The sequence below is a fragment of the Novacetimonas sp. GS1 genome (assembly GCF_036686925.1).
Classification (GTDB): Bacteria; Pseudomonadota; Alphaproteobacteria; order Acetobacterales; family Acetobacteraceae; genus Novacetimonas; species Novacetimonas hansenii.
Genome location: NZ_VSZP01000001.1, coordinates 2,445,777 through 2,458,142, shown reverse-complemented (window position 1 = coordinate 2,458,142; position 12,366 = coordinate 2,445,777). Strand labels below are relative to the sequence as shown.

Sequence of the window (12,366 nt, the reverse complement as noted above, 5' to 3'; positions counted from 1 at the left end):
AGGAGGCTTCTTTGTCCGCACCACATCCCGAAAGTCCGGCTGGCGCATATGGTTGGCGACCGATCATCATCATTGCATGCCTGTTTTTCATTATCGGGTTCGTGACGTGGCTTAATGGCCCCCTCATCACCTTTGTTCAGGTGGCATTCAATCTGAGTACCGTCAGTGCATTCCTTGTGCCGATGTGTTTTTACCTGTCCTATCTCATCTTCCCCCTGCCTGCGACGTTGCTGGCGCAGAGGACGGGCTTGCGCAGTGGGCTTGTGGTGGCTCTGGTCATCATGGCCGTGGGTATCGCGATTTTTGGCGAATGTGTCAGCATGCGATGGTATCCCGGCGCATTGTCCGGGCTGTTTGTCATTGGGGCCGGGTTGTCGTTGTTACAGATCACGATCAATCCCTATGTGACATTGCTGGGCCCCACGCAGAAGGCGGCACAGCGCATCGCGATCATGGGGGTCGCGAACAAACTGGCGGGGATTGTGGCCCCGATCGTGCTGGCCATGCTTGTCATGCGCAATATCAATGACATCGCCTCGCGGGTGAAGGCGGCCCCGGATGCCACAACGCGCGATCATATCCTGGATCAGTTCGCCCATGCCGTGCAGGTGCCCTATCTTGCGATGGCGGTCATATTGCTGGTGACGGCGGTGGGGCTTGCACGTTCTTCTTTGCCCGAAATCGACATTTCAGGGGCAGGGCAGGGCACGGGTTCCGATGATGATGGGCAGGACACCCGCCGGGGGCCGACCTATCTGTGGCTCGGTGTCCTGTGCATGTTCGTGTATGTCGGGACCGAAGTCATGGCGGGCGACGCCATCGGGGCCTATGGCGCAAGTCTGGGCCTGCCGCTGGACCAGACGAAGTTTCTTACGTCGCTGACGCTCGCGGCGATGATGGGTGGATACATACTGGGCATGTTCCTTGTCCCGCGCGTATTTTCCCAGGAACGCTACCTGGGGTTGTCGGCACTTTGCGGGTTGGTGCTGTGTGTGTTGACATGGCTGACGCAGGGATATGTCTCGGTCATGTGTGTCGCGTTATTCGGTTTTGCAAATTCCATGATCCTGCCGTCATTGTTTCCAATCGTCATCCGTGATGTGGAAGAGCGTGGAGCACAGGCGACGGCGCTTCTGGTCATGGCGTTTTCAGGGGGGGCGGTGCTGCCCCAGCTTTTTGTACAGTTCATGCCGGTAATGGGGGTGCAAAGTGCGTTTGTCGCGCTTATGGCGCCTGCATATGGCCTGATCGTGCTGTATAATGTGTTGATACACAGGCGGAACCGGGCGCGCCCGGTGCCGGTGATGATGGTTGAATCATGATCCCATATCACGGGTTGTATATTTATCCGTGGGATATCGAGGATCAGGACGACCTGCCTGGTTTCGCCGCCGGGTTGCGTGCGCTTGGCATCAATAGGTTATGCATGGCCACGGCATACCATACGGGGAAATTCCTGCGTCCCCACGGCAAGCATGGGCGTGTGGTTTTCCCGCAGGACGGGGCGGTGTACCTGCCCACCGATGCACGCAGGTATGGGAATATCCAGCCTGTCGTGGCAGCGCACATGCCGGGCATGGATGCGGTGCGGACGCTGCGTGAACATGGTCTGGCGCTTTCGGCGTGGACTGTCCTGTTCCATAATACCGCCCTTGGCACGCGCCACCCGCAGGCGGCGTGCCAGAATGCATTTGGCGACCGTTATCCCTACAGCCTATGTCCATCGAACGCGGATGTGCGTGCCTATGGCATCGCCCTGTGCCGTGATATTGCCGACCATCCCCATATCGACGATATTATTTTGGAAACACCGGGATGGCAGCCATCCCATCATGGTTTCCATCACGAAATGAGCCTGCTGGCTTCGAACCCATGGGCTGACACCTTGCTTGGGCTGTGCTTTTGCGACGCCTGCATGGATGGTGCAGCCCGTAAGGGTGTGGATATAGCAGGAGTGCGTACGCGTGTGCGCGGGCATATCTCCGCCTATCTGGCGCGCCGGTGCGATGGCACCGCAGCCGAAGGCGAGGACAGGTTGATGCATGCCATCGTCCATGATGATGGATTGCGTGACGTCCTGCGCTGGCGTTGTCAGCAGGTGACATCGTTGGTGGCGGATATCCGCGACGCCGTCCGGTCGGACGTGACGGTGCATGTCATCCCCTCGGTCCAGGCCAATCCGGTCCGGGCGTGGGTCGAAGGCAGTGACCTGGCTGCCCTGTCGGGTGTTTGCGACGGGTTGGAAGTCTGCCTGTACGGGCGCGACACACAGGCCCTGTTGGCGCGTTTCGAGGATATCCGGGACATTGTTCCCGCTGATCGGTCCCTTCGCGCTGTCCTGCGTCCGGCCCCGTGCGATTTCACCGATGCCGGGCCCTTCGTTGCGCAGGTGGATGAGCTGTCACGCCGTGGTGTGCGCGATTTTGCATTTTACAATTTCGGTCATTTGCGCCGGGAAAACCTCAACTGGATACATCAGGCGCTGTCTGTCTCTCCTGTCCCCCGATGAGGCGGGACAGATGATGTCAGTGCGCTGGGAATGGAGAATATCATGAAGGTTGTCATCTGTCCGACTGCTGAACGCGCGACCGCGCTGACGGCGCGTGTCATTGAACAGGCGTTGCGTCAGAAGCCGGATATCGCGCTCGGTCTGGCGACGGGACGTACGATGGAGGCTGTTTATGCCCATCTTGTACAGGCCCATCAGAACAGCGGACTGGATTTCGCGGCCTGCCGGACTTTCAACCTTGACGAATATGTTGGCATCGCGCCGGATTCAGCGCATTCATACCGCACTTATATGAATGCGCACCTGTTTTCCCGCGTCAATATCGCGCTGGAGGCAACGCATGTGCCCGATGGGGCGGCGACAGACCTTGATGCGCGGTGCGTGGCATATGAACAGGCCATCCGTGCAAGCGGCGGTGTGGGGCTGCAACTTCTCGGGCTTGGGGAAAATGGCCATATCGGGTTTAACGAGCCATTTTCCGCCTTTACGTCGCGCACGCGTGTCGTCACGCTGGACCCCGCGACGCGGCGGCAGAACGTGGGCATGTTTGACGGAGACCTCGAACAGGTTCCCTATCATGCCGTGACGATGGGGGTCGGTACGATCCTTGATGCCCATCGCAACGTCATGGTCGTAACCGGCGCGGCCAAGGCATCAATGCTGGCGCGTGTGATCGAAGGGGCCATGAGTGCATGTATCAGTGCGACGGCCCTGCAGATGCATGCGGATTGCCTGGTGATCGTGGACGAGGCGGCGGCAGGTGCGCTGTCATGTCGTCCATATCTTGAACACCTGATGCAGCATGACCCCGAACTCAAGGCGCTGCTGTCCTGATGGGGCAGGGCCTTATGGTATGGTATTCTGACAGGACGGCATGACGTGATGGATGATGCAATTCTTGCGGTTGATGGCGGGGGTACCAGGACACGCGCCGTTGTCGTCGCGCGTGACGGGCATGTCCTGGTGCAGCGGCATACCGGGGGCAGCAATCCGTATGACAAGGTTGACTGGGCGGAGACACTGACGCACCTGCTGTGTGACATCAGTCCCGTCCCCCTGCGCACGGCGATGATCGGCCTTGCTGGATACAGCGCGCAGCGTCCGTCTTCGCGTATGCAGGAAGAGGTCATCCGCACCGCCCTTGGGCCGGCTGTGGCGATCACCATGTGTTCGGATGTGGAAATCGCCTGTATCGGCGCCTTTGCCGACGGCCCGGGCATCCTTGCACTGGCGGGAACAGGGTCGGTCATCTGGGCGGATGACCGCCGCAACACGCCGTTGCGGATCGGGGGGTGGGGCTACATGCTCGGTGATGAAGGCAGTGGATACTGGATTGGCTCTGTCGCGCTGGGGCGCGTGGTGCATTTCCTTGACACCCGCCATCGGGAAGAGGCCGCGTTCGCCACCCGCATCCTTGAGGCGCTCGGCCTGCCGATAGATCCTGATGCGGCTGGAGAGGCCCTTTTGGAATGGCAGCGTGTGCAGGACCATCCCCGTTCCGCGATTGCGGCGCTGGCGCATGAGGTGAACCGCCTTGCCGACGGAGGCAGTGCCGAGGCGGTGCAGATCCTCAGGCAGGCGGCGGGTTTCCTGTCATCGCAGGTGATGACGGCGCGCGAACGCCTGGGGCAGCCTCTGCCATGGAGCCATAGTGGCAGCGTGTTCCTGAGCCGGACCGTCATCGACACCGTCAGTCACCATGTGGGGGAGGCCCCGCAGGCCCCGCAGTTTTCCGCCCTCGGCGGTGGGGCGATGCGCGCTGCACGCCTTGCAGGGTGGGATGTCGATGGGCCATGGCTTGCGCGGCTGCGTGCAGGGCTGTTGCGTGATTGACCGGTGCGGGGTCAAAATGAATGATGGATGTGATTTATGATCGGACCTAACCCATGAACATCAGTGGCCAGCTTGTCCTTGAGGATCGTATTGTCAGCGCGTCGATGTCCTTTGACGACCTGATCGGCGATATTACCCCGCAGGCCAGTGCGCCTGACCGTTATATCCTGCCCGGTTTTGTCGATGGTCACGTGCATGGTGGCGATGGCGCGGATACGATGGATGGGGTGGATGCCATCCACCATATGTCGCGCTTTCACCTGTCGCACGGCACCACGACCATCCTGCCCACCACGATTACGCGTCCGTGGGCGGATGTCATGGAGGCCCTGCGGGCGGTGGCAGAGGTCTGGCGCAGCGGGATTCCCGATGGTCCGCAGGTCCATGGCGCGCACCTTGAAGGGCCATTCGTCAGCCCCCATCGCCTTGGCGCACAGCCGCCGTTCACAATCGCCCCGGACCCGGTGCATGTGGACGAAGCCCTGGCCACAGGTGTGGTGCGGGTTGTAACCCTTGCCCCGGAACTCGACCATGCGCAGACCGCTATGGAAACATTCGCACGTGCGGGTGTGCGCGTAAGCCTTGGGCATACGGTGACGGATTACGAAGGGGCTGACCGCGCAATCTGCCGTATCTGCGCCGCGGGTGGCGTGGCTGGGGCGACGCACCTGTTCAATGCCATGGCCCCGATTGAAAGTCGGCGTCCCGGCCCGGTGACAGCCCTGATGTGTAGTGACGTTGCCTATGCCGAGATGATTTTTGACACCCATCATGTTCATCCTGCGACCTTTCGTCTGGCGCACCGTGTCATGGGGTCACGCCTGCTGTTCGTGACCGACGCCATGCGCGGTACCGGGGGGGGCGATGGGATAAGCCAGCTTGGCGGACAGACCGTGCATATCAAGGATGGTGTGGCGCGGCTGGATAACGGGTCCCTGGCGGGCAGTGTCCTGACGCTGGACGCGGCGCTGCGCAATGCGGTCGATGCGGGGAAATCCCTGCCCGAAGCAGCGGCACTCGTCAGTACCAATGCCGCGCGATACCTTGGTCTGGATGATCGTGGTCGCCTGTCGGCGGGATGCCGTGCGGATTTCGTTGTCATGAACAGCGCATTGCAGGTTGAGGAAGTCTGGGTCGGCGGACGACGCCTGCGCTGATCATGGGCTGGCGGGGTATTCCAGGGGGCGGGGCATTGGGTTTTTCACGTATGCTGGGCGCCGGGTTTGTCTTAGCACTTCTGGTCGCGCCGCAGGTGGCGTCCTGCAGCCCGGCACTGATGCCCATGCCGGCGTCCTATGTGGCGGGTTCCGGTGCCATTGCGCTGACCGGGCGGATGGAGGTTACATGGCTGGGCCTGCGTTCCGCATTGCTGGATCGGGTGGTGGGACGGTTTGAAAAACGCCTTGATACGTTGTCGGGGCGCACATATGCGCCGGAATATGGTCCCGTCACGGCATTGCGGCTTTCTATCGACTGCATGGCGGACGATACGCGCATGCTGTCGGTGGATATGCATGAGCATTATCGCCTGCAGGTGGATACGGATGGTGTCCGGCTGACGGCAGATGGGCCGGCAGGTGTGATGCGTGGCCTTGCGACGCTTCTGCAACTGGTGGACCATACGGCAGATGGCCCCGTGCTTGATGCCGCCGTGATTGAGGACCGACCGCGTTTTGCATGGCGCGGTATCCTGATTGATGTCAGCCGCCATTTCATGACGCCTGCGACGCTGGAGCGTCAGATGGACGCCATGGAGCTTGCAAAGCTCAATGTCCTGCACCTGCATCTGTCTGATGGGCAGTCGTTTCGCGTTGAGAGCCGCCGCTATCCACGGTTGCAAAAGGTCGCGGCGCGGGGGGAATATTATACCCAAAAACAGATCCGCGCCCTTGTGGCCTATGCGGCGGAGCGCGCGATCCGCATTGTGCCCGAATTCGACACGCCGGGTCATTCCTTTGCCCTGCTGACGGCATATCCCCGTTATGCAGCGCAGCCCCCCGATGCGATGGACCCGCGTCAGGTCTATGTCGATGCGTTTGATCCGACACTGCCGGGAACCTATGATTTTATACGACATCTGTATCATGAGATGTCGCGCCTGTTTCCCGATGTCTATTTCCATGCGGGTGGGGATGAGGTGCGGGGATGGCAATGGACGCAAAACCCCCGTATCGCCGCCTCTATGAAGGCGCATGGTTATGCCGATCCCAAGGCGTTGCAGGCCGCGTTCACCACGCGTATCGCGCGGTTTTTGGAACATGATGGCAAGGTCATGATGGGCTGGGACGAGGTGAGCGAGGCACCCGTACCGCAAGGCGTTATGGTGGAGGCATGGCGTGGCCAGAAATATGCCGCCGCCGCTGCATCGGCGGGGCATCCTGTTGTGGTGTCTGCTGGCTATTACCTCGACCTGTTGCAGCCTGCGGCGCAACATTACCGCGTGGACCCGACGGATACCCTTTCCGACATGCAGAAGGCGCATGTGGTCGGGGCAGAGGCCGCATTATGGACGGAAACCGTGACGGATGAGATGCTTGATGCGCGGTTATGGCCACGCCTTGCCGCAATTTCCGAACGTTTCTGGTCCCCGCAGGACATATGTGATCCTGACAGCATGTCTGCCCGCCTGCCCGCGATCCAGGCCGAATTGCAGGTGCTGGGTAATCAGGCCCAGTCGAATACATACCGCATGGCCGCGCGACTGGCACCCGCCGATCCGCAATCGCTGCTGACGTTATTGTCGGTGACAAGCCCGGTGCGCAATTATGCCCGCAATCATCAGGCATGGCAGTATCTGCATAAGGTTCCGATCATGGAACAGCATTTCGATACCCCTGCCGATATTGCCGCACCGGACAGCTTTGCCGCGCAGGCATTCAATCGTGACGTGCAGATATATCTTTCGGGCCAGTCGGCGTTGAAGCCCGACCTTCGCGCGCGGCTTATCGCATGGCGTGACAATGATGTGGCGATCATCCGGCTGGCGGCGCAATATCCGGTATTACAGCCCCTGTTGCCGGTATCGGCCGAACTGGCCGCGCTGGCACGTGCTGGCCTTGGGGGGCTGGATGGCGGTGGCCATAGCTGGCGGGATGCCGCGCGTCATGCGCTTGCAACGGCGCATCAGCAGATCGAAGCATCCGCCACGACAAAGGCGGCGCATACCATGGCACAACCACCTGCTGATCTGGTGCAGGATATCGTTCCTGGTATCGAGGCCCTTATGATGTCGGGTCGGAAGATCTGAGTTCGACCACGAAATCATACATGTCCGCGCGATAGGCGGAATATGTAACCTCCAGCACGCGACCATCGGCAAGAAACGCGCGCCGTTCGATCTGCAGGATGGCTGCTGGCTGTTTCAGGTGCAGCCACAATGCCTCCTGCGGTGTCGCCAGTCCGGCCCGCAGGCGTTGCAGAGCGCGTACCGCCATAAGCCCCCGTGCCCGCAGGACGGCATAAAATGAATCCTGTACCAGATAGGGATCAGGCAGGTCGCGTGCCGTTACAATGGCGGTTTCAACGGCCATGGGTTCATTATTGGCGGTGCGGATGCGTTTGAGGCGGATGATACGCGTGCCGGGCGCCACGCCAAGCGCCATGGCCTCGTCCGGTCCAGCCATGGCATGCTGCCGGTCCAGCCAGTGTGACCCTGGGGTAAAACCACGGGCCCGCATGTCCTGTGAAAAGCCGCTTAGTTCCGAAAGCGGTTGGCTGAAACGTCCCGACACGAACGTACCGGCCCCCGTTTTCTGAACCACGAGTCCTTCATGCACCAGCTTTGCCATGGCCTTGCGCACGGTGACGCGTGACACCCCGGTCATGCTGGCCAACTCACGTTCCGCCGGGATGGCATCGCCACGGCGCAACTGGCTGCTTTCGATCATATGGCGCAACCGCGCCTCCAACTGGAGGTAGAGCGGCATGTGGCTGGAGGGATCAAGCCGTAGTGATTCCTCAAACCGTGCGTGATGCTCCACCCGGTTCAACCTTTCTGATTGCCTGTGGCGTCCAGCTCTGCCTGGATCGTACGCAGGTTGCCGTCATGTGTTGCAAGCAGGGGATCAATCCGGTCCGCCGCGATTCCCCAGCGCAGCATGACCGCACGTTTGACGTTAAAGCCCGTGGCCTCCAGCGCGGCGATGGCCTGTTCATGTGTGCTGGTGGTTAAATTGCGCACCATGCGACAGGCACGCTGGCGCAGTTTTTCATTCACGACACGCATGTCGACCATCTGCCCGCGATAGGCATGGCCCATGCGGATCATCAGCGTGGTGGAAATCAGGTTAAGGGTGGTTTTCTGCGCGGTCCCGGCCTTGAGACGTGTGGAGCCGGAGATGACTTCCGGTCCCGTCACGATCGCAATGCCGATGTCCGCAGCGTTCAGCAACAGGCATGATGGATTGCATGCAATGCCGATTGTCAGGCTGCCGGCGGCGCGTGCGGTGGCGATTGCGGCGCAGGTGTAAGGGGTGGAACCACTTGCCGCGATGCCCACAACCACGTCATTCGGGCCGGGGTCATGTGCCAGGATTTCCGCACGGGCGACATCCTCGCGGTCTTCGGCCCCTTCCGCCGCCTGGTAAATCGCATCATTCCCACCCGCCAGCAGCAGGACCAGACGCTCTGGCTCCCATCCGAAGGTCGGCAGCAGTTCAACCCCGTCCTGCATGCCGATCCGGCCCGATGTGCCCGCGCCAACATAAAACAGGCGTCCCCCCGCCAACAGGCGGGGCAGGGCCGCGTTGACCGCACGTTCCAGTTCCGGGACAGCGGCACGAACGGCAGCAACCGCACTCATCTGCGCCTCCACCAGCGCATCAAGGACCGATGACACAGGCCACAGGTCAACATCCGCATAGCGGGGGTCCTGTCCTTCGGTCAGTATGGGAAGGGCGGGGGCGGGGGATGGGGTCATGGATGCACTGTCTCCGGCGGCAGGGGGATGAAGGTCAGGCCCGGGGAATGGAAAGGGCGATGGCGGCGGCGGTTGCGACATCGTGGCGCAGCCTGATGACATTGCCGCGTCCATCAGGGTGGACGCGGTTGGTCAGGATCAGGACATAGGTATCGCTGTCGGGATCAAGCCAAAGGGACGTGCCGGTAAAGCCGGTATGTCCGAAGGAATTCATGGGAAAGCGGTCCCCGCGTGGGGAGGAATAATGTGTCGAGATGTCCCAGCCCAGCCCGCGCAGGTCCGTCTGGCCCTGTGGTTGCTGTGGCGTGGTCATCATCACCAGTGTGCGCGTCTGTAACGGGAATGCCGATGGCCTGCCCGCGCGCCTGTCCAGTAGCGCCTGCGCATATACACACATGTCATCCGCCGTGGAAAACAGGCCCGCATGCCCGGCGACCCCACCCATGCGCCGGGCAGAGGGATCATGTACCTGCCCGCGCAGCATGTGTCCGTCATCATCGAACTGTGTTGGTGCAATCTGCGCACGCCATGTTTCCGGCGGCAAGAAGCGTGACATGCGCATGCCAAGCGGTGCCAGGATATAACGCGTGGCATAGGTGTCGAGTGTCATGCCCGACAGCTTCTCCACAAGGAAACCCAACGTGATGAAGTTGATGTCGCTATAGACGAACCGGCTGCCCGGTGGATGGTCCGGCACGGTATTCATCGTCAGCCGGAAGGCCGCGTCGCGACCATGCCATTTGTCAGTCAGGCCAAGATCGGGTTGCAGCCCGGAATAATGGGTCAGCAGGTGGCGGATCGTAATGCCGGATTTTCCCGCAGCCGCGAAGTGCGGCAGATAGCGACAGACGGGATCATCAAGGTCAAAACGTCCCTGTTCCCACAACTGCATGACGCACGGCGCCGTTATGACCGCCTTGGTCAGGGACGCCATGTCGAACACGGTATCCCACGTCATGGTTTCGGCCACAGGCGCAATGGCGCGTTGCCCACGTACTGATCGGTAAACGACCTTGCCTGCATGCCCGATGGCGCAGACAACGCCGGGGGTCGCGTGTGTGGCGACGGCCTGTTCAAGCAGGTGGTCAATTTCCGCCATGTTTCGTGTCGTACGCTGTCCGTGGCTGGTGCGCGCACATGCGCCGAGTGTGGCTGCTGCCGTGGCAAGCAGCAGGGCATGGCGGCGGCGCAGATGTCGCGTGGCAGGGAGTGCGTGCATGGTGCAGGGGGTCCGCTGGTGAATGGGCATGGCAAGATCTGATACAGGAATAATACCATTATGAAATGGCAATAACAATGACATTTCGTCATCATTCACGTGGATGATTCGTATCACCCATGCGCTGACATGATCGTGAAAGAAGGTTTGTGAGGCGTCAGGAATGTTTTTGTCGGAATTTTATCGTTTTGGTCGTGAAAATATTTTGTTTCGGGGATCTGATGATTTTTGGCTTTGATATGGTATTTCTTTGGTAATAGAATCCGTGTGTCTGAAATGATGGAATTGGCATGTCTCCCGTCGATCTCTCGATTATCTGCATTTATTGCCTGACGCTGCCGTTCATTGCATTTTTCCTGTCCGGACGGCAGGACTCAGTCTCTGCCTATGTGGGTGGGGGGCATGACCTGCCATGGTGGGTCATCTGCCTGTCGCTGGTGGCGACGGAAACCTCCACCCTGACGGTGATCAGCATTCCCGGTATCGCCTATGGGAACGGGCTGGTCTTTGTCGGGCTTGCGATGGGGTATGTCATCGGGCGCGCACTGGTCGCATGGCTGTTTCTGCCGCATTATTTCTCCGGGCAGTTCAGCAGCGTCTATCAGTATCTGGGGCAGCGTTTCGGAACGGCAATGGAACGCACGGTTTCCATCACGTTCCTGCTGATGCGTGTTCTGGCCGAAGGGATAAGGATGTTCGCGGGAATGTTGCCGGTTGCGGCCATCCTGACGGCCATGCAGTTTCCCTTGCCACATGTGGTGGTGATGCTGATAATCGTCGGGCTGACCCTGTTCTATACGCTTTTTGGGGGGCTGCGCGCCGTGGTCTGGTCCGATGCGATCCAGCTTGCGGTTTATGTCACCGGGGCCGCGGCCTGTGTCTTCTTGCTGTTTCATCACCAGGCGGCGCAGCAGACGCATATGCTGGTGCATTCGGCACGCTTCCATCTGTTCCAGAAATCCAGCCTGTTTTTCCTTAATCCTTATACACCGCTTGCTGCCATTGTTGGCGGGGCCATCATGTCCATGGCGTCGCATGGCACCGACCAGTTGATGGTGCAGCGCATTCTGGCCGCGCGAAACCTGCCTGATGCGCGCAAGGCCCTGATTGGCAGCGGGTTTATGGTGGGGGGGCTGTTTGCATTGCTGTCGCTGGTGGGCGTTCTGTTATGGGCGCGAAATGGCGGCCGCTCCCTGGCGGAGGTGGGGTTGGGGTCATCGGACGAACTGTTTCCCGATTTCATTGTCCATGGCCTGCCGCATGGGCTTGCCGGATTATTGATTGCAGGATTGCTGAGCGCGACCATGGGGTCGTTGTCGGCCACGCTTAATTCCATGACCAGTGCGACCTTGCTTGATTTTTCCGCATTCTGTGCATGGATGACACGACACCTGCATGTGCGCCCGCTGGCGTTTGCGCGGCTGGTCACGCTGGTGTGGGCTGCGATCCTTGTGCTGGCGGCGTTGGGATTTTCACACAGCCATGGGCCTGCCGTCGTGTTTGGCCTGTCGGTGGCCGCCTGTTCCTATGGCGCAATGCTGGGCGCATTCGTGTTTGCCATGTTTGTTGCCGGGGCGGATGTACGTGATGTCCTGCCTGCGTTCCTGCTGACCCTGGTGGTGGTGTGCTGTGTCATGATGTTCGTTCATCCCTATGGCCATGTCATCGCCTTTTCATGGCTGGTGCCATTCGGGGTGGTGCTGATGTTCGTCTTTGGCATGGTGTCGCGCCAGATCCGACGTTTCCATGCATGAATGCCATGTGATGACACAGATGTGACCGTAATAAGGGGCAGGGGGCGTGCTGTCACGTTTGTGAAGGGCGGCAGTCGCTCTATCCCTTTATTCTTTGGCAGTGTGGCCTTTATTAATGTTCGCCCGAAGGAAA

General features: G+C 60.3%; 10 protein-coding genes. 7 read left to right on the top strand and 3 right to left on the bottom strand.

Annotated features, from left to right (window positions below; genetic code table 11):
- Positions 1-11: 11 nt before the first annotated feature.
- The 6 genes from gluP to FYB92_RS10855 are packed head-to-tail and all read left to right on the top strand — an operon-like array spanning position 12 to position 7,589.
- Entirely contained in the window at positions 12-1,322 is a 1,311-nt protein-coding gene (gene gluP, locus FYB92_RS10880) for a glucose/galactose MFS transporter (RefSeq protein ID WP_075631962.1), read from the top strand.
- Entirely contained in the window at positions 1,319-2,509 is a 1,191-nt protein-coding gene (locus FYB92_RS10875; RefSeq protein ID WP_003619391.1) for a hypothetical protein, read from the top strand. The genes gluP and FYB92_RS10875 overlap by 4 nt, the downstream gene beginning before the upstream one ends.
- Positions 2,510-2,551: 42 nt before the next feature.
- Positions 2,552-3,343 carry a glucosamine-6-phosphate deaminase gene (gene nagB, locus FYB92_RS10870; RefSeq protein ID WP_040511862.1) on the top strand — a complete coding sequence of 264 codons (792 nt, stop codon included), beginning with the start codon at positions 2,552-2,554 and terminating at the stop codon, positions 3,341-3,343.
- Positions 3,344-3,391: 48 nt separating this feature from the next.
- Entirely contained in the window at positions 3,392-4,342 is a 951-nt protein-coding gene (locus FYB92_RS10865) for a BadF/BadG/BcrA/BcrD ATPase family protein (protein WP_332828635.1), read from the top strand.
- A 53-nt stretch (positions 4,343-4,395) separates the two neighbouring features.
- Positions 4,396-5,499 (top strand): N-acetylglucosamine-6-phosphate deacetylase, encoded by a 1,104-nt coding sequence (nagA, locus tag FYB92_RS10860; RefSeq protein WP_075623953.1) that lies wholly within the window; start codon positions 4,396-4,398, stop codon positions 5,497-5,499.
- Between the two features lie 35 nt (positions 5,500-5,534).
- Entirely contained in the window at positions 5,535-7,589 is a 2,055-nt protein-coding gene (locus FYB92_RS10855) for a family 20 glycosylhydrolase (protein ID WP_332828634.1), read from the top strand.
- Here the strand turns inward: FYB92_RS10855 and FYB92_RS10850 are convergent.
- Genes FYB92_RS10850 through FYB92_RS10840 form a run of 3 tightly spaced genes read right to left on the bottom strand, consistent with a single transcriptional unit; the run spans position 7,564 to position 10,479 of the window.
- Entirely contained in the window at positions 7,564-8,322 is a 759-nt protein-coding gene (locus FYB92_RS10850; protein ID WP_231105589.1) for a GntR family transcriptional regulator, read from the bottom strand. The genes FYB92_RS10855 and FYB92_RS10850 overlap by 26 nt on opposite strands.
- Positions 8,323-8,327: 5 nt before the next feature.
- Positions 8,328-9,260, bottom strand: coding sequence for an N-acetylmuramic acid 6-phosphate etherase (locus tag FYB92_RS10845; RefSeq protein WP_075595373.1), 933 nt, complete (start codon positions 9,258-9,260; stop codon positions 8,328-8,330).
- A 34-nt stretch (positions 9,261-9,294) separates the two neighbouring features.
- Positions 9,295-10,479, bottom strand: coding sequence for a serine hydrolase domain-containing protein (locus tag FYB92_RS10840; RefSeq protein WP_332828633.1), 1,185 nt, complete (start codon positions 10,477-10,479; stop codon positions 9,295-9,297).
- Between the two features lie 290 nt (positions 10,480-10,769).
- Here FYB92_RS10840 and FYB92_RS10835 point away from each other — a divergent pair, with 290 nt between their 5' ends.
- On the top strand, positions 10,770-12,233 hold the full coding sequence (locus FYB92_RS10835) for a sodium:solute symporter (RefSeq protein ID WP_075631968.1): 1,464 nt from the start codon (positions 10,770-10,772) through the stop codon (positions 12,231-12,233).
- The last annotated feature ends 133 nt before the right edge of the window (positions 12,234-12,366 follow it).